Here is a 21,780-nt window from a genome sequence, read left to right as displayed (position 1 = left end):
TCAATAAAGCATGAAATATCGATAAAATAGAATAAAAAGTCAATATTAATGCTTACGTTGAACTATAAATTCATCAAATATTTGAAGTGAAGTTAATTTGATTGTTTTGTGGTCAAATATTGGGTTAATGTTTCAATATGCGTTGAGTTTGGATGATTCACGAGCTTTCATAGTACATCTACAGGTGATCTAATCACTTGATTTCCGACTGTTCTGCATAAAAAGCAGCGACATCACGAAGGTCTCCATCATTTAACATTTTTAACTGTGCTGCCATCATTTCTGCAAGTGGCCCTTTACGCTCACCGGCTTGGTAAGATTTCATTGCATTGTAAAGGTACTGAGCATTTTGACCAGCAAGGCTTGGATAGGTGTTGTTCGTTGCGATGCCTGTAACACCGTGGCAATAGACACAGCTAGGTGATTTGCTTTTACCTTTATCAGCATCACCAAACGGTTCGGCATAGATAGCGGAAGAGAAAATAAAAGAGATTAAAAGTACAAATCTGAGCATGGAGGTTATCTATTCGCTAAAAATCATGCCGATACAATAAAGCTTCCCCTTAGGGGAAGCTCAATGATCAAAATCAAATTAAAGTAGAGATTTTATACTTGATAAGAAAGTGTCGATGTCTTTCGCTGAAATATCTTTATGAGTTACAAAACGAATTGGATTTCCAGGGGTTATCGTGATGTTTTGTTCCTTTAGTTTCGCAGCGATACTTACTATGTCCACTTGAGGAGCAAGCTTCGCGAACACGATGTTCGTTTGAACAAATTCAGGGTTGACTGAAAAACCAGGCAGTTCTGCTAAACCTTCCGCTAAGGTTTTTGCGTTGATGTGATCTTGTTTTAGCTGTTCCACTTGTTCGGTAAGGGCAAGTTTGCCTGCTGCGGCAAGAATACCCGCTTGACGCATACCACCGCCGACCATCTTTCTTAAGCGACGTGCTTTTGCGATGTAGTCTTTGCTACCAAGCAGTAGCGAGCCAACAGGGGCAGCCAGACCTTTCGACAGACAGATCGTCATTGAATCAAAGTACTGACCGATCTCTTTTACCGGAACATCAAGTGCAACGGCTGCGTTAAAAACGCGAGCGCCATCTAGATGCATCTGCAAGTTATGTTTATTCACGAAGTCACGTGCTTCTGCTAAGTAAGACAGAGGTAGTACTTTACCATTAATTGTGTTTTCTAAGCTGAGAAGCTTAGTGCGAGCAAAGTGACAATCATCTGGTTTAATCGCAGCAGCCAGTTTATCAAATGGTAGCGTGCCATCTGGGTTATTTTCGACTGGTTGAGGTTGAATTGATCCCAAAACCGCCGCACCACCAGCTTCGTATTTGTAGTTATGTGCTTGTTGCCCACATAGATATTCATCTCCCCGCTCGCAATGCGCCATTAAACCGAGCAGATTGGCTTGAGTGCCTGAAGTGGTAAACAAAGCTGCTTCGAAACCAGCAAGCTGCGCAGCAAATTTTTCAAGCTCATTGACCGTAGGGTCATCACCATAAACATCATCCCCAACGGGGGCCTTAAACATGGCTTCTCGCATGGCTTGGGTGGGCTGTGTAACGGTATCTGATCGAAAATCCATGAATGTCTCCTTGGTCAAAGTCCTAAATATATCCGCAAAGGCGCGCTTTGCTTAAGCAAGCGATCGTTTTGGCATCGGTGATCGTGCCATCGACAATCTTTTCTTCGAGTTGCTTGATTGACAAGGTGACGACCTCAATCACTTCGTCTTCATCGCACTCGTAACGGTTTGTTTTGTTGAGCTTTTCGGCAACAAATAGATACTGTATCTCATCACAAAATCCGGCAAGAGGGGTGACTTGGCCGAGAGACGTGAATTTCTCTGCACTAAACCCAGTTTCTTCCTCTAACTCTCTTTTGGCGCAGCAGAGTGGCTCTTCGTTGCCTTCCCTGGTACCAGCAGGAAGTTCCAATAGCCATTTATTAAGTGAAGGCCGAAATTGGTGGACAAGGACAATTTCACCCTCCGCTGTAATAGGGAGAATCACTGCAGCGCCCGGATGATGGATTGTGGTGTGCGTAATTGCCTGTCCTGTAGGAAGCATAACGTCTTCTTCAATCAGAGAAATTTGCTTCCATTTATGAATTATCTTGCTCATGCAGTTATGAACCCTAGCTGTTACCGCATTTTTGACGTTTTTCGACATTAACCACAAATGGTGGGAAACAAAAGCAAAAAATACTGCAACACGACGAAAGCGTTTGCACTTTAAGTGAGCAATGTCTCATAAATGGAAACTTTGATTGCTTCGTCAAGATGGGGAAAAGCATCTGCTATAAGGGGAATTCGACAAAATACATTTGTAACAAAGTTATAACAAGTGTATAAAAATGTTAACGCAATACCACTTCAGTAGCCGGAGAACGTATGACACAAACCTTATTTGCCTCAAATGCCGAAAAAGCGCTTCTCTCAGAACGCATCAATAAATTGGCGAAAGCGTTAACGGATGGCGTTTATGAGCGTGAACATACGATCAAGCTCTGCCTTCTTGCTGCACTTGCTGGTGAAAGTGTTTTTCTTTTAGGCCCCCCTGGTATTGCAAAAAGCTTAATTGCCAAACGACTCATCCAAGCGTTCGATAACAGCAGTTACTTCGAATACCTGATGACGCGCTTCTCAACCCCTGAAGAGGTGTTTGGGCCACTGAGTATCCAAGAGCTAAAAGACAACGGCCGTTATGTTCGCTTAACTAAAGGGTATTTGCCAACTGCACAAGTCGTATTTTTGGATGAAATCTGGAAGGCGGGGCCTGCAATTCTTAACACATTGCTGACAGTGGTTAATGAGAAAACATTCAAAAATGGCAGCGATATCGAGCGTGTGCCAATGCGCCTGTTGGTATCGGCTTCCAATGAATTACCCGATGAAGATAGTGGATTGGATGCCCTCTACGACCGCATGTTGGTGCGTGTGTTTGTGAATCGAATTCAGAATAAACAAAACTTTAAGTCGATGTTGACTGTGGGCACATCGCAAGAGGCACAAGTACCAGAAGGCCTAGCGATAACTGATGAAGAATATCATCAATGGCAACAACAGCTCGACAAATTGACGCTAACCGACAATGCATTCGAAAAGCTTTTCCAGCTTAAAACGATGTTAGAAAGCAAAGTTGAAGCTCAGTTTGGTGATGTGGCCAATACCGACATGTATGTCTCTGACCGCCGCTGGAAGAAAGCCGTGAAGTTGTTAAAAGCGAGCGCGTTTTTTAATGGTCGCGATGAAATCAATCCGCTTGACCTTCTACTGCTGCAAGATTGTTTATGGAACAGTCCTGAATCGCGAGATGTGGTACGTGGAGTGGTTCAAGAGTTCGCCTTAAAACATGCATTTGATCAACAAGACGCGGAGCAGGAAATCGAGTACTGCCGTGAGTCTTTGGTTGATGTTCAACATGAACTTGAAGATGCCTACCGCATGACGTTAACGTCTGAAGCGGCAACGGGTATTTTGCGCAAAGAAACCATGCGCTTTGATACCTCTAAAGCCAAGATGTACAAAGTTGGCGCAGCCGTTAACTTAGTTAAATTGGTGGTCTTGCAAAGCAACATGTCGGTTTCAGAATCAGAAAAAGGTGATAGCCGCTGGGTTTATGTACCCAAAGATGAGTTAGATCGAGTCATTAAAGAGGGAAGCGGTGATGTGTATGGTTACGTCAATCAAAACACCAACATGTGCCGTTTACGATTTGACGTTGACGCGGCGAATAACCTAGTTATCCGTGATATCGCGAACCGAGGCATTCTGGTTAGCCTAGTGACTCAAGAGGGCTTGGATGTAGAGCTCTACCAAAAGTGGTTAACGCAGAGCGAAAAAGCCGTAAATCAGCTTAGTGAGGCAGAACACCATATGCGTAAGGTGAAAGCGAACTTTCATGATGCGCTTCCGCATAGCTTTGTTGATCCTGAACTACCCCGCCTAATGGAGTCGAGTCTACAACAGGTCAGTCAGAGACTTGAATCAATCCAAGCAGAAAGTGAAAAAGTTATCCAACGCTTTAAAAACTTAAATCAGTTTTTCTCATAAGGAGACGACATGCTAGGTGCAGACGGACTTAACCTCGCGCTGATGGTGGCCGACTCCGGCATCATCGATAGCGCAGTTAATGATTTGATGGCTCGTTCACAAGTCATGATGATGGCAGAAAACAGAGGTGTTAAATCTTCGGTCAAAGGTCACTTGTTAAAGTGGCGAGGCAGTGTTAAAAAACGGATCACCAAGGTATGTGAGACAGAGCGTTTCCAACAAGAGCTGTCTTTATATCAAGAGGTTATTCATTGGGATGAAGAGGCGTTTTTTGAAAACATCGAAGATGTGATTAAAAAGCTGGAATGGCACTCTGCGTTTTACATGCAAGCTCGCCGAATGATGGAAAAGAACAAAGGGATGAATAACCCTATGTTCCCTCATTACTTTTGTGATCAATGGTACCAAAGCCTCACCGATGCTATAAAACAAGCGCAAGTAAGCGAGCTTGAAGCCAATAAAGAAAAGGTGCTGAAAGACCTGTATCAACGTATGGAAACCATGCGTAATATGGATAAAGTCACGGAGTCGGGTGACGCTGAAAGTGTAGGGCGCCTGTGGGATATGGCATCTGCCAAGTTGAGTAAAACAGACTTAACGGTGATGAAACGCCATGCTGAGTTTCTGAAGAAGCACCAAGGCTTGCAAGAAATTGCGGAGCAACTCGGTCGTATGGCGGGGCAAGTAAATGATCCTGAACTAAATCGTGCGCCCACTGAAGAACTTCAATTGGTCGAAGAGAAAAGTGATGAGGCGACGGATGATATTGTCGGTATTCACGAAAGCGATGATCTAAATAAGCTACTTCCCAACGAAACGATGTTTTTGGCGTATCCTGAACTTGAAGTTGTGTTCTATAAACACTTAGTTGATAAACGGCTCATGAACTATCGTACACAAGGCAAATCGCGCACGTTACGTAAAGTTAAAGCTCACCGACCTGACCATAAAGCGGTAGATATCGAAAAAGGCCCCTTCATTGTTTGTGTGGACGCGTCCGGTTCCATGAGTGGCTTTCCTGAGCAATGCGCCAAAGCCATGGCTTATGCTCTGATGCAAATCGCACTAGCGGAGCAACGTGATTGCTATGTCATTATTTTTTCTACGGAACACATTACCTACGAACTAACCAAACAAGATGGTCTGCGCGAGGCGGCGGACTTTCTAACTTATAGCTTCCATGGTGGTACAGACTTAGAGCCAACTTTGATTAAATCTATCGACTTGATGAGCGGTGATAAATATAAAAACGCAGACATGGTAGTCATTTCCGACTTTATCGCGCCAAAACAACAAGACGAGTTACTGGCCAAAGTGGATGCGCTCAAGGCGAAGAAAAACCGTTTTCACGCGATTAGCTTATCGAAATACGGAAATCCTGCATTAATGTCGATGTTTGATCACACTTGGTCTTATCACCCTAATGTTGTGGGAAGATTGCTAAAAAGGGTCAGCAACTATTAAACGCCTTAATGTTTCATGGGACAAAACGAACTGAAAGCTAGATTTATATTGCTTCGTTTTAAGCCAATAAGATCGAACTTTGGTCGAATTGACTTAAAAGAAATCAAACGAACAGAAAATGAAATATTTTTGTTTGACTATCTTCTCTCAATCCGTAAAGTAGCCACCAACGCAACGGGGTAGAGCCCTGAAGCGTAATAAAAAAAGGCGCCTTGGCAGAGTGGCTATGCAGCGGATTGCAAATCCGTGGACCTCGGTTCGACTCCGGGAGGCGCCTCCATTATTCTTTGATAGCGAATGGCTTTCGAGAATAAATGCGACACTAGCTCAGTTGGTAGAGCGCAACCTTGCCAAGGTTGAGGTCACGAGTTCGAACCTCGTGTGTCGCTCCAAATTATTCAGATATGGCCATGGCGGTATCTCGATGCCAAGTGCATCAACTTAAAACCAGCGAAAGCTGGTTTTTTTGTATCTGAAGACTGATAAATTCACACCATCTCTTTTTCATTACCTGTGAGCTTAGCAACCCCATCTCTGTCACGAGTTTCTGATATTAAGTGTGACCCGATGTTTCGCACCTCAGCCAATTTCAGTTTACAATACGGGCTTCCAAAGGATTTGACGAAGACGCATGAGAAATACCGACGATTACATCATTTTTTATCACTTGATCGAGCAAGGTTCATTCAGTGCTGCCGCGAGACATATGTCACTGACCAAATCGGTCGTCAGTAAACGGATTGCCAAGCTTGAACAAGAGCTTGGTGTACAGCTTCTCTACCGAACAACGCGAACGCTAACGTTGACTGAAGCAGGACGAGCGTTTTTTACTCATGCAAAAGCGGTTTATCAAGCGGTGGCAACGGCGGAAGAATCCATTGTGGGTTTAGGTAAAAACTTATCTGGAAACATTAAAATTTCGGTGCCTACTATCTCTGGTGAATTAATTCTTCCTCAAGTGATTAATGAATTTAATCAGAAATACCCAGACATCAATATCGATATGGATCTAGATAATCGTTTCGTCGATATCGTGAATGAACGTTTTGATTTGGCAATTAGAACGGGTGTGTTGCCAGATTCTAGTCTGATTGCAAGAAAGCTGGTGGATGCAAATTGGATCATTTGCGCGTCACCCCAATACCTAGCTAAACATGGCATACCTAAACAACCTCAAGCCTTGGCTAAACACAATTGTTTAGTCTATTCCTACCAAGAAACCGGAGCGCATGAGTGGGCGTTTAAAGATGGAGACGAGGTATATCAAATCACCGTCGACGGTAACCTCTGTACTAACAATTCTTCTGTATTGAGAAATGTGGCGCTGTTAGGGCAGGGAATCATCTATGTGCCGCGTGTATTGGTTTATGAAGACTTAAAGCAAGGCAGTCTGATTCAGTTATTTAAAGACGAAACAGCCAAATGTTTGGGTATTTATGCGGTGTACCCTTACACTCGTCAGCAACCAGAAAAAATTAAGATCTTTATCGATCATCTATACACAAGCTTTCAAAGTCAAAACCATCGATTTTAAGCCAATAACTCAACACCGATCGTTATGTTGGTGTTGAGCTTATGTTTCCATCTTCATTTCTAAGAGTCCTCTTAAATTTAGGAGCTTACGCTTCTCCTCGTTTTCTTCACTAATATTGATAACAAGATACCCCGCACAACTGTTAACAAATGGTTTTGCTATTGTTTCTTTTAAGAAACGGTCTGTTTCTTACGTTAAATTTCTCAAATGTGAAAGATAAGTAACAGAAAAATAAAGAATTATTTTGTTTGTTGTTTATTGATTACGTATTGTTCGTCCGCCTGACATAGACGCAGAGAAATGGACTGCTTATAGTGGCTCAAACGCCATGCCTGCCGCTAAGCGGTGTTGTGAGCGAAGTACAATAACTAGAGATACGGATATGAAACAAAAGCAGCTGATTGAAGAATTTAAAACCATCGTGGGGGAAGAAAATGTTCTAACCGACGAGGTTAAAACGAAATATTACCGCTCGGGGTTTCGTTCGGGTAGTGGTAATGCGCTTGCTATCGTGTTTCCTAACACTCTTCTAGAACAATGGAAGATTATTAAACAGTGTGTTGAAGCAAACTGCATCATTATCATGCAGGCGGCTAAAACAGGTTTAACAGAGGGCTCAGCTCCGAGTGGTAATGATTATGATCGCGATGTGGTTGTGATCAATATTACCAAAATCAAGAAGATTCACTTATTAGATGGTGGTAAGCAGGCGGTTTGCTTGCCTGGTGCAAGTTTGCACTCATTGGAGAAAGAGTTGAAGGCAGTGAACCGAGCACCGCATTCTATCATCGGCTCTTCATCGCTAGGTGCCACTGTGGTCGGTGGTATCGCCAATAACTCAGGCGGTGCGCTAGTTAAGCGTGGTCCTGCTTATACGGAACTGGCGCTCTACGCGCAGGTCGATAAGCAAGGCCAGTTACATTTGGTGAACCACCTTGGTATTGAAGGGTTAGGTGAAACGCCAGAAGAAATTCTAACAAACCTGCAAGAAGGGAACTTTGACCCAGCGAAGATCATTCATGATGAGCGAATGGCATCAGACAAAGAATACGATGAACGTGTTCGAGACGTGACTTCTGACATTCCTTCTCGCTTTAATGCCGATGAACGCCGATTATTTGAAGCCAGTGGCTGCGCTGGTAAGTTGGGGGTTTTTGCCGTTCGGGTTGACAGCTACCCAGTACCCGAAAAAGAGCAGGTTTTTTACCTTGGCACCAATGACCCTGCGAAACTAACGAAGTTGCGAAAAGACTTCTTATCTACGTTTGATAACTTGCCTGAGATGGGAGAATACTTGCATCGAGATATCTTCAACATGGCAGAGAAGTACGGCAAGGATGTGTTCTTATCCATCGACTTGTTAGGCACAGATAAGCTGCCAAAAATGTTCGCACTTAAAGCTAAGGTAGAAAACTTCTTAGAGCGCATCCCGTTTGTCAGTAAATATCTGCCAGACACCATTTTGTACTACGCGAGCAAGTTGTTCCCACAACATTTACCAGAGCGAATGCTGGATTTCCGTGACAAGTATGAGCATCACCTGGTATTGAAAATGAGTGATGGTGGTATTGCTGAAGCACAAAAATACCTCAAAGAAGTTTGGGCTGTTGAAGACGACTGTGATTTCTTCGAGTGTACGCCGGAAGAAGGTAAAAAAGCTTATTTACATCGCTTTGCAGCCGCTGGTGCAGCAATTCGGTACGAGACGATTCATCGAAAAGACGTAGAAGACATCGTTGCACTTGATATCGCATTGCGACGCAATGATGAAGAGTGGCTAGAAACTTTGCCTGAAGAGGTGAGTAAGAACCTTGTTCAAGCGCTCTATTATGGTCACTTTATGTGTTACGTCTTCCATCAAGATTACATTTTCAAAAAAGGGACTGACACGAAGTTGATGAAAAAGCTGATGCTAGAGCACCTCAATAGCCGTGGTGCCAAATACCCAGCAGAACATAATGTGGGTCACTTGTATGAAGCCGAAAACTCGTTGCAGAAGTTTTACCACGAATTAGACCCAACCAATACCTTTAACCCTGGTATTGGTAAAATGGACAAATATAAGCGCAATTGTAACTGCTGTGCGTAATGTGCTGTCTCACTATGATTAATAATCGTTGTTCATCGTTCAAATGATGAGCATAAGATAAGCCCTGATGACACTTGTGACATCAGGGCTTTGTGTTTTGGGTCTTTTATTGATGACTGGTATCGGCGTTGAAACAGCGACTAAAGAGCACGTACCGCGGCGGCGGCGATGATGCCTGCTGCAATTGCTGGTAGAGGCTTTTTCACGATGAACATGACAACAGCAGTAGAAAACAGTGCTGCTCTAGCACCATTATCACCCTCTACTGCTAGCGGAGCTAAAAGGGCAACCAGTACGGAGCCTGACATCGCAGTAATGAAACGTTGAACCCGTTCGCTAATTGGAATGAATGACATAACATACACTCCGCCCCAGCGGGTTATGAGCGTGACTAACGCCATAGCGATGATGATAAGCACTGTGCCACCTATGGTTGTTTCGATGTTCATGCTTTCTTCTCCTTCCAACAAGCACCCAATACTCCGCCAGTAATGGCGCCAACCACTACGTGGCTATTCTCTGGCAAATACCAATACGCCAACATAGAAGAGGCTGCTGCTATGGCCCAAATCGCAAAGATTCTTAAGTCTTTCGGCCCGGCCACCACCATAGACAGCAGGAAGCATCCCATAACCATATCGAGCCCGAGGCCCACCGGATCTTTGATTGCGCTACCAAAATAAATGCCGATCCAGGTGCCCACAATCCAAAAAGACCACATCGCTAAGCCGCCACCAACAAGCAAGCCAAAGCCTGGTTCTTTTCTACCAAATGCATTGAGTGCCATTGCCCAGTTAGCGTCTGATGCTACCAGCATTACACCGTAACGTTTTGTTGGTGGGAGTTGTCGTAACCATGGATAAAGTGTGGCTCCCATCAAGAGGTGACGAGCATTAATCGCAAATACAGTAATAAGTACTGGAATGAAAGGGACTTCCGCTCCCCACATTTCTAACGTGGCAAATTGTGAAGCACCGGCGAAGACCAGTGTGCTCATCAACATAGTGGGAAATACATCTAGTCCAGTCTGTACCGCAGCAACACCGAAAGCGAGGCCAAATATGACCACGAACATAGAGAGGGGTAAAAGTTGGGTGAAGCCGTTCCAGACGTCAAGCCGATTAAATTCGTGCAACTCAGTGGAGGAGCGTTGAAGATGTTGAGTATTTTCTGTCATAGAGATACCTAGCTAGCAGGCAAAGGTGCAGTGCCATACGAGTGTGTTTGTTATTCTTTTGTAAACTTCATGTTTAACATCAATTGGAGGGGCTTTCAAACTCTAAGTGCTATATAAAATTGAGCCATCCAAGCGGCTTTAAGAAACAGAGTGTAGAGAGTCGCGCTTGGTAGTGCTAAAGGAGAATAAAACAACAGAAATAGTAAGCTCTGTTTAATTGATAACATCACGAGCTAGTATAGATTAGTAAATAAGAAAGAAAGCGAGCACGAGGCTCGCTTTTTCGCTCTGTTACGAATAACTGAATAGGTTTATTTTACGTAGACACGAGGGTTCGCGCTTCCCCAAACCGTGTATAGTTCAGGGAAGATGACTTCTGCGTGTTTTTCCATCTCAGCAGCTGAAATCGTTTTGCCTTGTTGGGAGCCAAACAAAACAACTTCAGAACCAGGCTCAACATCTTTGATACCTGTCACATCTACCATTGTGGTGTTCATTGAAGCAACGCCCGCAACTTTTGCACGTTGGCCATTGATCAGAACTTCTGCTGTATTCCCCATTTTTCGTGGATAGCCATCAGAGTAACCAACAGGAATGTTCGCCATTAAGCTTTCTTTGCTTGTTGTGTAGCTGCTGTCGTAACCGACTGTGCTATTTTTTGGCAGGTGGTGAACGGATGCCACGCGTGTTTTGAAAGACACGATAGAAGGGTACTCAGGGTTAGTCGGTAGGTCTCCGTATAAAACGCCACCAGGACGAACCATATCAAGCTGCGCTTCAGGAACATTAAGCGCGGTGTAAGAGTTTGCTACGTGCAGTAAAATGTTGTCGCGTTTTAGATTCGCTTCTTTAATCAGCCATGCAGAACTGTCTTTGAATGAAGCTAACTTTCGGCGCACGTCGTCTGCATTGTAGTTAGGGAAATGAGTCATGATACCAACAATATTAACGCCAGCTTGTTGAGCGATTTCTAGCGCTTCTTTCTTGCCCGCTTCTGTCGTCATATCAACACCATTACGTCCCATACCACCGTCGTTCAGAGCAAGGTGAACTTTGATTTCTTTACCAGCTTTCTCGGCTAGTTTAGACAGTGCTTTAGCTTGCTCTGCTGTGCCTATCAACTCTTCGACATTTAGGTCGATTGCGGCTTCAATCTCGCCAATATCCGCTGAGCGTACACGCATAAGTTGGCCTTTAAAGCCACTGTCGCGAACAGTTTGTGCTTCGGCGTTACTTGCAACGGCAACACAAGGAATTTGTTGTTCGATAATAGTCGGCATCAAGCCTGCGATACCATTGCCGTATGCGTCGGCTTTCATCACGGCACAAATTTTCGTTTTGCCATCCATGTGCGATTTAAACTGCTCAATATTATCGCGGAACTGACCTAAGTTTATTTCTAGCCAAGCGTTAGCACCTTGAACTTGCTCTGCTTTTGCTGCTGTATTGCTAATTTGAAGAGGAGCAGCAGTAGCTTGCATTACAGGAACCGCGATTGCAGCAGCGATAGTCAGTGATAGTAAGGTTTTATTTAAGCGCATAAAGTCTCCGTACGCGTTTTTTGTATTGGTTATGTTATTGAGTACTTGGGGAAAGTACCTGACGAAGTAAAACGCTCCAAGTGGTGCTTTGGAGCGTTTGTTAAGATAGTGATTTAATATATACCTAAATATACCTCAGTGATGACATTCAATTTAAGCAAATCGGGATTGATTTGATATCTACTAAGGTATCCACTGAGTTTAACTTAGTTTAAAGCGGCTCATTACATCTTTAAGAGAAATGGATAGCTGGCTTAGTTCGCGGCACGCCTGTGCGGTTTGCTCCGAACCTTGCGAGACCTCTTGAGATGCCAAATGTATGTTTTCAATGCTGCGGTTAAGCTCTTCCGCAACAGAGTCTTGCTGGTTACAAGCCGTGGCGATTTGGGTACCCATGTCTGAGATGTCCGAAATCGAATGCTCAATGTCGCTCATCAGCTGTTTTGATTGAATGCCTTGTTCTGCACATTCTGAGATACTGGTTCTAGAAAGTTCAGTGGCTGATTTTGCGTCTTTTGCAAGTGATTGTAGCTGCTCAATGATCGAAGTGATTTCACTCGTTGAATCTTGCGTACGGCCGGCAAGAGTTCGAACTTCGTCTGCAACGACGGCAAAGCCACGACCAGACTCACCAGCACGCGCCGCTTCAATGGCTGCATTAAGTGCAAGTAGGTTGGTTTGATCGGCGATGTCGCGGATAACATCCACGATCACGTTAATTTTATTCGATTGCTGTTCAAGCTCTGCTACGGTATCGCCTGCAGCGCCAATTACGTTTGAAACTTCTTGAATCGCGTCAACCATACCTTGGGTTTCACGAACACCGTGTTGTGTGCGGCGGTTTGCTTCGTTAGCTTGGTTCGCTGAGTCTTCAGTGTTACGAGCAACATCGGCTACGGCCGCTTTCATTTCTGTCATTGCTGTTGCGATGTGCGTAATTTGCAGCTGTTGATCTTTCATACCAGACGCAGAAATATCGGAGATTTGGTTCATCTCTTCGACAGCGCTGCTTAACTGAGTAACTGCAGCAATCACGTTATCGATAACTTGGCGTAAGTCATCTTGCATCTTAGTGGTCGCGTCTGCCAGTTCACCAAGCTCATCATTGCCGATTGCTTTACGGTCAATGTCACTTGATAGATCACCTGTTGCGATGGCATTTGCTTGCTCAACAACAAGTTTAAGTGGGCCACAAATTAGGCGAGTCAGCACGTATGTCATGCCTACCATGATCAGTAGAATAATCACGTTACTTGCTATTGAAGAATTACTCAATCCATTTACAGAGGACAGGATATGAGTTTTGTTGCTGTCCATAGCTTCTTTAAGGAGACGGATTAGTTCGCCTAACTCTGAGTCAACCGCTTCGAAAGCAGACAAGGAGTTCGCCAAAATAGGGTGGGCCTTGGTTTTGTCGTTAGCTAGCATCGCTTCATTGTACTGGTCCATAGTAACCAAGTACTTTTTCCATTGACGCATAAGACGCTGGTAAGTTTGCTGCTCTTCGCCAGGCCAGATAGTTTCACCGTAAGCGTTGAGCTCTCTAGTGATCTTTTCGCGTTCTCTAATATTGTTAGAAATTTTAGTTTTGACTTGGTCTGCGTCTTCATAAGTGTACGCAGCAAATTGAGCTCGGCGCCAGCGAGACAAGTGATCTCGAATCGAATCGACCCTTTCCATTGCAGGAAGCGTATCATCGGTATAGTTTAAAAGCTCAGATTTGATGCTTTTGAGCTCTGTAGATAAAAACACACCAAATGCAATGTTGACGATGGCAATGAGTAAAAACGATAGCGATATCTTTTTCGCTATAGAAAGATTCTTGATAGACATTAGTGATATACCTTGTTTTTCTTATGTTGTGTCGCCAAAGTAAACCACATCCTTATATGTGATATATGTCCATTAAATTACTGCAACTCGTGTAACGTACCATTATTTATTGATATTTTCGATAATGAATTGAGCTTTGTTTGAAAATAAAAAAAGTCAATGATTTTATAAAGGTACGACCACATTCGATATAAAGTTATCGGTAACAAAATATGATGTTCTGTACGCAGTCGTGCCAAGAGTAGGGAATCAAATTGTTACAGATGTTACAGCGGTGAAAAGATCAGCGTTCATAGCTGATAGTCGCGTGTTTACCTCGAAGCAGTTTCGGGCACTAGTATGCGTATGACTTTATAGCTAATGAAAGGGAACGGGTGCTTATTGGTCTAATTGAATGCCAAATATACTAGGCAGATCGCTTTTTAAGCACTTAAATCAAAAAGATAAAATTTATTGTTGACCAGATAAATTAATCCGTTAAAGTACGCCTCGTTCTCACGGCAAAGGTCGCTGAGACAGATGGTGTCTAACCCATCGCATGATTGCGTTGCCCTGGTGGTGGAATTGGTAGACACAAGGGATTTAAAATCCCTCGGCGTTCGCGCTGTGCCGGTTCAAGTCCGGCCCGGGGCACCATCAAAATCTTTGGTGACAGAGATAAAAAATCAGAAAGGCGCCTTGGCAGAGTGGCTATGCAGCGGATTGCAAATCCGTGGACCTCGGTTCGACTCCGGGAGGCGCCTCCACTATTTCGAAAGCCAGTCTTAAATGACTGGCTTTTTTCGTTTTTAGTCCACCTTTTCGTAACCCTTCGCGCTTTCCTAAAGTCTCCCATGTTTTGATCACCATTCAATATTTTTAACGTGCTAATCATTGATTTTATAAATGTTAGACAACTCAATAATTGTATAGTGTGATTGGTGATAGTTTCTCTTCGATTGTCATCCGAACTTTTTGTATTACAGGCAGCAACCTAGCTAGCGTCATAGTTAGTATCGCTTGGTGCGTATATGCAGAAAGGAGGATTCTAGTCCTTAACGTGAGAGAAAAATAATGAAAACATTCAACCTTAAACCTACACTTTTACCCTTAACTTTGCTGCTCAGTTCGCCTGTAATGGCGGCACAAAATGGCACCATGATGCAGTATTTCCATTGGTATGTGCCAAATGACGGTGCACTCTGGACACAAGTTGAAAACAACGCGTCGGCACTATCTGACAACGGCTTTACTGCGTTATGGTTGCCGCCCGCCTATAAAGGTGCTGGTGGTAGCAACGACGTCGGTTATGGCGTTTATGATATGTACGATTTGGGAGAGTTTGATCAACAAGGTTCGGTGCGCACCAAGTATGGCACCAAAGATCAGTACCTAAGCGCCATCAATACTGCCCATAAAAACAATATCCAGATTTATGGCGATGTGGTGTTCAACCATCGCGGTGGTGCGGATGGAAAGTCTTGGGTTGATACCAAGCGAGTAGATTGGAACAACCGAAATATTGAACTTGGTGATAAATGGATTGAAGCGTGGGTAGAGTTTGATTTCCCTGGGCGCAACGACAAGTACTCAAACTTTCATTGGACGTGGTACCACTTTGATGGCGTGGATTGGGACGATGCTGGCGAAGAAAAAGCTATCTTCAAATTCAAAGGCGAGGGTAAGGCATGGGATTGGGAAGTGAGCTCGGAAAAAGGCAACTACGATTACCTTATGTACGCTGACCTAGACATGGATCACCCTGAAGTGAAGCAAGAGCTGAAAGACTGGGGTGAGTGGTATATCAACATGACGGGTGTGGATGGGTTTAGAATGGACGCGGTGAAGCACATCAAATATCAATACCTGCAAGAATGGATTGATCACCTACGTTGGAAAACAGGGAAAGAACTATTCACGGTCGGAGAGTACTGGAACTACGATGTTAATCAGTTGCATAACTTTATCACCAAAACTTCTGGCAGCATGTCTCTATTCGACGCACCGTTACATATGAACTTCTACAATGCGTCTAAATCGGGTGGTAGCTACGATATGCGTCAAATCATGGATGGTACGCTGATGAAGGACAATTCAGTCAAAGCGGTAACCTTAGTAGAAAACCATGACACTCAACCTTTGCAGGCTTTGGAGTCGACGGTTGATTGGTGGTTTAAGCCGCTCGCTTACGCGTTTATCTTATTGCGTGAAGAAGGCTATCCATCCGTGTTTTATGCAGATTACTACGGCGCGCAGTACAGTGATAAAGGGCATGACATCAATATGGTCAAAGTGCCTTACATTGAAGAGCTAGTAACACTGCGTAAAGATTATGCGTATGGCAAACAACATTCTTATCTCGACCACTGGGACGTAATTGGTTGGACTCGAGAAGGTGATGCAAAGCATCCACATTCAATGGCCGTGATCATGAGTGATGGACCTGGCGGCTCGAAGTGGATGTATACGGGTAAACCAAGTGCTCGCTACGTAGACAAGTTGGGTATCCGAACTGAAGAAGTTTGGACTGATGCGAATGGTTGGGCTGAGTTCCCAGTAAACGGCGGATCTGTCTCGGTTTGGGTTGGCGTTGAATAATCCATTCCTGTGATTTTGATACAGAGTAGGCAATTCTTGATAAAACTCTTCAATGAATCAATGTGTTATTTGATATTCATTCGACAAATGAGTAACTTATAGTTGAGCATAATCTAGAGGAAGATAAAGAATGGAATCTATTGCTGATGTATTGGTTGTGGCTATTGTGTTCGGTGCCATATTTGGGGGCGGGATAATAAAGTTAATCTTGAACCATCGTAAAGAAGTAAGAGCGTTGGAGATATCTGAACGTAATACGATGAGCCGAGAAGAACAAGATAACCTTAACAAGCAAATTGGTGACTTGAAGCGACGTGTTGAAGTGTTAGAGCGAATTGTCACAGATAACAAATATCAACTTGAAAAAGAAATCGCCTCTCTGTAGATCAGCACTTAATCGTAAAGCCGGCGAAGTCCGGCTTTTTGGTGTCTGTACGTCATACCTTTCGGATGTTTAACTCAGCGTTCATCAAAAAAGTCTTTGTCGCGAATGTATTTACTCATAAAGTGATAAGAAAACGGTCGCATTAACCAACTAAATAAGGAGCGCCCAAGCCGTATGAGCGTTGGGGTGTTCTCGTATATTCTCCCGTTATATAACCATAGCATTTTGCCTACATGCCAATACAAAAAAGGTATGGGCGGCATAAAGGTCACGATGTCGATGTCGCAACAAATCCTGTATGTTTTGTGCCCCAAACGGTAGCGTTTCTTAAACGTCCAATCTCCGACAGCGGGCTGTCCGAAAGTGACCACGCGTTTAATGCTTTTGGGGTATTTTTTCTCAATATAGTCAGCAAAAACACTGCCAATCGCGCCACCTGAAGAGTGGCCAGTAATAGTGATTCTTTTTCCCCTGAGAATAAGTGGTACAACGATACCTTCGAGGCGTTCGATCACGGTCAACCCTAACCGATCTTCATTCCGGCTCGGTAAACTTTCTTGGAACAACAGATGATAGAAACCCGCGTGAATGCGATAGTTTAGTCCCAACCTTCGACAGCTTCTCGTCCACATCGCGAAGTTCAACAACCAATCACTGATACTGTGTGAGCCTTTAATCACTACGACCACTTCACTCTGTTTTTTACTCCAGAGCACGCGAATCATAATCTTACCGTGTTCATTTCTAATGACTCGTTGCCCATTAGGATCGAATCCATATTGAGTTTGTCTGAAGACGCGAGGGTAGGCGAGATTACAAAGCACCGCATAGCGCTCGTATTGGTATCGTTTTAATGGTTTCACGTTATCTTTCTTAGTGGAGCCCAACGATTGACTGTAATTAATGAATATTAAGAATACGTGAACCTTGATTTAGGGTCGGTAGAGATTTTGTGTATTGGAATCGCGAATGAAAGACTCAAACTGGCTTAAATGCGTCAAGATGGTTTGGCGAGAGAGTTCATGATGTTCGCTAAGCACGTTAATTAGCTTTTTCAAAGCCTTACGATCTTGTTTATTGAGATTTGCTGTTTCTTTGAGTTGTGCGAAAAATTCAATTTGACTTGAAGTGTCGTTAAAGTCACCGAGCTTGTCTTGCAATAGTTTTAGTTGTTTCACGTTGTTTTTGTGCTGTTGGGAAGGATAGAGCGTGGAAAATCCTTCTAACAAATAACGAAGCGCTTTGCACTTTATCCGCATCGAATGAATCACGCTGTCACGACTTTTGTCCGAGATTTTGCGTCGTGCTTTATCAACTTTTTTAAATTGAACGGAGATTTTTTGGCTTGCGAAAAGTAACGCAGGTACGTTGCTATCCACTGGTTCGTGTTGCGTACTTCGCAACATACTATTCCTGATCAAAGTGCAGTGCGTTGTGTATTCTTGTGTATCTAGCCAACGCGTAACTTTTGCTTGTTCGTAAGCACGTTCAGATTCTATAAAGCAAAAAAGTTGCTCAAGAGACGATTTGTGATTTGGGAGCATTTCAATGTATTGGTTTTTGTCCAAGATAAATACGTCCAAATCACGCAGCTTATTTGTTTTCTTCATCATTATTCTTAAATGAGGTTTCAAAATACGCTGTTCAAAAGGAGGGATCAGTTCGCGAAGTAGTGAGCATAGTGAGCGTATGCGCCTCAGTGTGACGCGATATTGGTGTGTATATTCAGGATCCAAGTCGTCGATGACTCCCTGCTCCAGAGAGCGTGCATAATCAAATTCAGTAAGGAAGAAGTGGGGCACTACGAAGTCGAGTTCGGAGTCGGCATGTAAGGGTAAGTGAAATGATGGTTTTCGAAACATGATGAGCGCTATTTTGTTCTCTGAAATACACGTTAAGTTTATACCCATACTGTTAACTTGCGCGATTTGTTGGCTCTTCATTGATATAAAATGAGAAGGTTAAAAGGCACGAAAGCAAAGCGTATTGATGATCAAATAAGCAAAATGATCGCCCTTTGTTCGTTAGAGTCGTCTTTTTAACCATTTGAATAAAAAAGACTAATTTTTTGTTGACCAGATAAATTAATCCGTTAAAGTACGCCTCGTTCTCACGGCAAAGGTCGCGAGATAGATGGTGTCTAACCCATCGCATGATTGCGTTGCCCTGGTGGTGGAATTGGTAGACACAAGGGATTTAAAATCCCTCGGCGTTCGCGCTGTGCCGGTTCAAGTCCGGCCCGGGGCACCATCAAAATCTTTGGTGACAGAGATACAAAATCAGAAAGGCGCCTTGGCAGAGTGGCTATGCAGCGGATTGCAAATCCGTGGACCTCGGTTCGACTCCGGGAGGCGCCTCCATTCTTTTACTTGTCCATGAGTTCCGATAGTAACCTGTAGGATCTCAACTTCTCAGATTGTTCAAACACCATCGTGTTTACCATAATTTCATCTGCCCCAGTGCGTTCCAAAAGTTTCTCAATTTTCTGTCTTACATATGTTTGATCACCATGGATAGATTCACGTAATTGAGTTTCAACGTGAAGCTTTTCCTGTGCTGACCATAGTGGTGCCATACTTTTCACTGGTGCGCGAAGTTTTTCGCGATTGCCGCGAATCATTTTTAAGAATTTTTGCTTCTCTGTTGTCGCGAGAAAATCTGCATGTGACTGAGTATCCGCTACGATAACGTTGGCACAAATCATCACATAGGGTTGAGCTAAATGCTCGGATGGGACAAACTCATCTCGATAAAAGTTTAGAGCACGAGACATTGCATCTGGAGCAAAGTGTGCAGCAAATGCGAAAGGTAAGCCTCTCTTAGCTGCTAAACGTGCGCTGTATGTACTCGACCCCAGAAGCCAAATCGGCAGAGATGTGTTGTTACCTGGATAAGCCGCGACTGGTTGATTTCGAGATACGGGACCAAGAAAGAAATTAAGTTCCTCCAACAGCTCTTCAAAGTCAGGATCCATATGCTCTGGTTCCCGCCTTAATGCATGCATTGTTTGGTAGTCGGTGCCTGGTGCGCGTCCTAATCCGAGGTCAATACGACCAGGGTATAATGCCTCTAACGTTCCGAATTGCTCTGCAATAACTAGTGGTGCATGGTTAGGTAACATGATTCCACCTGATCCTAAACGGATCGAGTTCGTGTGCGCTCCAATATGACTGAGTAATACACTGGTTGCGGCACTGGCGATGTCGGGCATGTTATGGTGTTCAGCCATCCAAAACCGATGATAGCCCCAGGACTCGATTGATTGAGCTAATTCAACGGAGCGTTCGAACGTTTCGGTGAAGTTTGTTCCGTCGGACACGGGTGCCAAATCCAGAACAGATAAACGAGGAAAAGACATAGGATAGTTATAGCCTGTTAATGAATCTTAACTATCATATGGTGGTGAAAGTTGACGTTTAAAAGGGGAGGATTAACCATTCACAATGGATTATTTTTCTTCAATGCCTGGAGAGCGTTTAGCTTACGAGTTTAGCTTTTGCTATGTGATAAAAGCGGCTTTATTACTGTAAGTGGCCACAGTGGTCGATGTCGTTGAATATTCGCATGTAGAACGTTTCCACAGCTACTTTAGATTAAAACATAGGCCTCTTTAACAGCGAACTGCTGTTGTCGACAATAGTGAACGAGCTAGCTTTAGAACGTTTTGACTGATACATAGACTTGTCTGCCGCTGTTAATAATTCATGTACATTCGACCCATGCTCAGGATAGAGTGCAATACCAATGCTAGCTCCGACGCATAACTCTTTACCTTTAAAATGAATTACTTTTTCTATTTCTTGGATATAGCGTAGTGCACATGCAGACAGAGACGTACCTGTTGTGTGTGAACGATGAATAATAATAAATTCATCTCCACCAAAGCGGCCTACCATGTCTGATTCGTCGATAATACTTGATAATCTACTAGCTACAGATTTTAACACTGCATCACCTGCCTCATGGCCATGGCTATCGTTAATATCCTTAAATAAATTTAAATCTATAAAAAACAAACTAAAACTATTCTCACTGCCTCTGAAATTACGCGTAAGCTGGATCAAATGTTTTTCTATTGCTCGACGATTGTAGATATTAGTTAAGGAGTCGTGCTCAGACAAAAATACCAAACTTTCTTTTTGACGATTTAGAACTGAAGTTTGATTCTCTACTTCTTCTTTAAGTTTTGATTTTGATATTGTTGTGTGGTTTAACAATGCCGCCATTTTATTGAAGTAACAAGACAGATTTTCAAATTCCGTGAATTGATTTTCTGAAGGGATTTTATAGTCAAAATTTGACCTGCTTAATTGTTTTATTCCATTTATAAACCTTTGAAAGCTTCTCTTGAACTTTATTTTTATATAAAAGCATAATAGCATAACAACCAGAGAGATAAAAATAATACCTGCTTGAGTGTAATAATTTAAATTTTGTAGTTTTGTAGACTTATTATTAAGTATTTTTTTATAAATATATATTATTTCATTATTCATATCCTGGGATACAATGTTTATTCTGGATTGTATGACAGGATTTGATTTATTATAATTTACGACTGAATCATAATGGCGATCTTTGTCTAGTAAATGATTATTTTCGTATTGAACTAAAAAATACAGTTCGAGATTCATTTTTTTTAGGTCTTTAGTAAGGTATAAAACATCTTCATTTTGAGATAATAATTCGTTTAATTTGTTATGAGAAATCATGAATTGTGTGAAATTGTTTTTTCCCCTATTTTGAGTGTAAGCCCAAAGATAACTACTTAATGACTCTAATGATATTTGTATGTCCATTATTTGGTTTAATTGTTTCTTGGCTTTATAATCTTCTATTTTTATGAAGCTTATGTATACTATAACGCTGATACATAGTATTACGCTTAGACTGAATAGTGATGCTAAATAGTGGTTTAACGAACGATGCATTTTAATCTAGACCATCAAAATATGAATTGATATAGTTTTCTTTAAATATTTTTCTGTAATTTGGAATCTGTCCTTCTACATAGTTTTGTTTTAATGCCCAATTAGCTTCTGATTGTAATGTAAATAATAAAGAATTCGTTAAATTTAATCGAAAGTTATAATCATCCCAACTCCAAGATATTT

The 21,780-nt window shown here is 42.8% G+C and carries 17 protein-coding genes, 6 tRNA genes and 1 pseudogene; 12 read left to right on the top strand and 12 right to left on the bottom strand.

Annotated elements, in window-relative coordinates; all coding sequences use genetic code 11:
- Positions 1 to 193: 193 nt before the first annotated feature.
- The 3 genes from IQR33_RS08525 to IQR33_RS08515 all read right to left on the bottom strand — a co-directional run bounded on the left by IQR33_RS08525 (position 194) and on the right by IQR33_RS08515 (position 2,135).
- Complete coding sequence (locus IQR33_RS08525; protein ID WP_005389998.1) at positions 194 to 514, bottom strand: c-type cytochrome; 321 nt, start codon at positions 512 to 514, stop codon at positions 194 to 196.
- A gap of 78 nt (positions 515 to 592) precedes the next feature.
- A complete protein-coding gene (gene ltaE / locus IQR33_RS08520; protein ID WP_042520986.1) occupies positions 593 to 1,597 on the bottom strand; it encodes a low-specificity L-threonine aldolase in 1,005 nt (334 codons plus the stop codon).
- A gap of 22 nt (positions 1,598 to 1,619) precedes the next feature.
- Positions 1,620 to 2,135 carry an NUDIX hydrolase gene (locus IQR33_RS08515; protein WP_017820203.1) on the bottom strand — a complete coding sequence of 172 codons (516 nt, stop codon included), beginning with the start codon at positions 2,133 to 2,135 and terminating at the stop codon, positions 1,620 to 1,622.
- Positions 2,136 to 2,404: 269 nt separating this feature from the next.
- Here IQR33_RS08515 and IQR33_RS08510 point away from each other — a divergent pair, with 269 nt between their 5' ends.
- The 6 genes from IQR33_RS08510 (at position 2,405) to dld (ending at position 9,153) form a co-directional block, all read left to right on the top strand.
- Complete coding sequence (locus IQR33_RS08510; RefSeq protein WP_065275339.1) at positions 2,405 to 4,066, top strand: ATPase RavA domain-containing protein; 1,662 nt, start codon at positions 2,405 to 2,407, stop codon at positions 4,064 to 4,066.
- 9 nt (positions 4,067 to 4,075) lie between these two features.
- Entirely contained in the window at positions 4,076 to 5,530 is a 1,455-nt protein-coding gene (viaA, locus tag IQR33_RS08505; RefSeq protein ID WP_017820201.1) for an ATPase RavA stimulator ViaA, read from the top strand.
- Between the two features lie 206 nt (positions 5,531 to 5,736).
- A tRNA-Cys gene (locus tag IQR33_RS08500) sits at positions 5,737 to 5,810 on the top strand.
- A 36-nt stretch (positions 5,811 to 5,846) separates the two neighbouring features.
- Positions 5,847 to 5,922 (top strand) — tRNA-Gly (locus IQR33_RS08495).
- A 239-nt stretch (positions 5,923 to 6,161) separates the two neighbouring features.
- Positions 6,162 to 7,064, top strand: a complete 903-nt coding sequence (locus tag IQR33_RS08490) for a LysR family transcriptional regulator (protein WP_017633645.1) — start codon at positions 6,162 to 6,164, stop codon at positions 7,062 to 7,064.
- Between the two features lie 382 nt (positions 7,065 to 7,446).
- Positions 7,447 to 9,153, top strand: a complete 1,707-nt coding sequence (dld, locus tag IQR33_RS08485) for a D-lactate dehydrogenase (RefSeq protein WP_005375984.1) — start codon at positions 7,447 to 7,449, stop codon at positions 9,151 to 9,153.
- A gap of 140 nt (positions 9,154 to 9,293) precedes the next feature.
- On the opposite strand, the gene IQR33_RS08480 is transcribed toward dld, so the two are convergent.
- The 4 genes from IQR33_RS08480 to IQR33_RS08465 form a co-directional block, all read right to left on the bottom strand.
- Entirely contained in the window at positions 9,294 to 9,602 is a 309-nt protein-coding gene (locus IQR33_RS08480) for an AzlD family protein (protein ID WP_017633646.1), read from the bottom strand.
- Positions 9,599 to 10,330, bottom strand: a complete 732-nt coding sequence (locus tag IQR33_RS08475) for an AzlC family ABC transporter permease (RefSeq protein WP_005375986.1) — start codon at positions 10,328 to 10,330, stop codon at positions 9,599 to 9,601. The genes IQR33_RS08480 and IQR33_RS08475 overlap by 4 nt, the downstream gene beginning before the upstream one ends.
- A 311-nt stretch (positions 10,331 to 10,641) precedes the next feature.
- A complete protein-coding gene (gene alr, locus IQR33_RS08470) occupies positions 10,642 to 11,871 on the bottom strand; it encodes an alanine racemase (RefSeq protein WP_017633647.1) in 1,230 nt (409 codons plus the stop codon).
- Positions 11,872 to 12,072: 201 nt separating this feature from the next.
- Positions 12,073 to 13,704, bottom strand: a complete 1,632-nt coding sequence (locus tag IQR33_RS08465; protein WP_017633648.1) for a methyl-accepting chemotaxis protein — start codon at positions 13,702 to 13,704, stop codon at positions 12,073 to 12,075.
- Positions 13,705 to 14,253: 549 nt separating this feature from the next.
- Here IQR33_RS08465 and IQR33_RS08460 point away from each other — a divergent pair.
- The 4 genes from IQR33_RS08460 (at position 14,254) to IQR33_RS08445 (ending at position 16,666) form a co-directional block, all read left to right on the top strand.
- A tRNA-Leu gene (locus IQR33_RS08460) sits at positions 14,254 to 14,340 on the top strand.
- 36 nt (positions 14,341 to 14,376) lie between these two features.
- Positions 14,377 to 14,450: transfer RNA gene (locus IQR33_RS08455), tRNA-Cys, on the top strand.
- A 307-nt stretch (positions 14,451 to 14,757) separates the two neighbouring features.
- A complete protein-coding gene (gene amyS / locus IQR33_RS08450) occupies positions 14,758 to 16,281 on the top strand; it encodes an alpha-amylase (protein ID WP_193837707.1) in 1,524 nt (507 codons plus the stop codon).
- 130 nt (positions 16,282 to 16,411) lie between these two features.
- Positions 16,412 to 16,666 carry a hypothetical protein gene (locus tag IQR33_RS08445; protein ID WP_005375990.1) on the top strand — a complete coding sequence of 85 codons (255 nt, stop codon included), beginning with the start codon at positions 16,412 to 16,414 and terminating at the stop codon, positions 16,664 to 16,666.
- Positions 16,667 to 16,740: 74 nt separating this feature from the next.
- Here IQR33_RS08445 and IQR33_RS08440 read toward each other — a convergent pair whose 3' ends face one another.
- Both IQR33_RS08440 and IQR33_RS08435 read right to left on the bottom strand, forming a co-directional pair.
- Positions 16,741 to 17,529, bottom strand: coding sequence for a lipase family protein (locus IQR33_RS08440; protein ID WP_193837706.1), 789 nt, complete (start codon positions 17,527 to 17,529; stop codon positions 16,741 to 16,743).
- A gap of 69 nt (positions 17,530 to 17,598) precedes the next feature.
- Positions 17,599 to 18,528 carry a CHAD domain-containing protein gene (locus tag IQR33_RS08435; protein ID WP_021707732.1) on the bottom strand — a complete coding sequence of 310 codons (930 nt, stop codon included), beginning with the start codon at positions 18,526 to 18,528 and terminating at the stop codon, positions 17,599 to 17,601.
- Positions 18,529 to 18,829: 301 nt separating this feature from the next.
- Here IQR33_RS08435 and IQR33_RS08430 point away from each other — a divergent pair.
- Positions 18,830 to 18,916, top strand: a tRNA-Leu gene (locus IQR33_RS08430).
- A gap of 36 nt (positions 18,917 to 18,952) precedes the next feature.
- Positions 18,953 to 19,026 (top strand) — tRNA-Cys (locus IQR33_RS08425).
- Positions 19,027 to 19,031: 5 nt separating this feature from the next.
- Here IQR33_RS08425 and IQR33_RS08420 read toward each other — a convergent pair.
- From IQR33_RS08420 to IQR33_RS32630, 3 genes and pseudogenes are all read right to left on the bottom strand, one after another.
- Entirely contained in the window at positions 19,032 to 20,024 is a 993-nt protein-coding gene (locus IQR33_RS08420; RefSeq protein WP_005376038.1) for an LLM class flavin-dependent oxidoreductase, read from the bottom strand.
- 235 nt (positions 20,025 to 20,259) lie between these two features.
- The gene (locus IQR33_RS08415; protein WP_226977227.1) at positions 20,260 to 21,465 is read right to left on the bottom strand and encodes a GGDEF domain-containing protein; all 1,206 of its coding nucleotides are present in this window, start codon (positions 21,463 to 21,465) and stop codon (positions 20,260 to 20,262) included.
- A gap of 133 nt (positions 21,466 to 21,598) precedes the next feature.
- A pseudogene (locus IQR33_RS32630) lies at positions 21,599 to 21,780 on the bottom strand (ABC transporter substrate-binding protein); the annotation flags it as partial.

The organism is Vibrio sp. OPT46, assembly GCF_015163535.1.
In the GTDB taxonomy this organism is placed as follows: Bacteria; Pseudomonadota; Gammaproteobacteria; order Enterobacterales; family Vibrionaceae; genus Vibrio; species Vibrio alginolyticus.
Note: the sequence above shows the minus strand (reverse complement) of the source record. Positions and strands in the feature narration are given on the sequence as shown.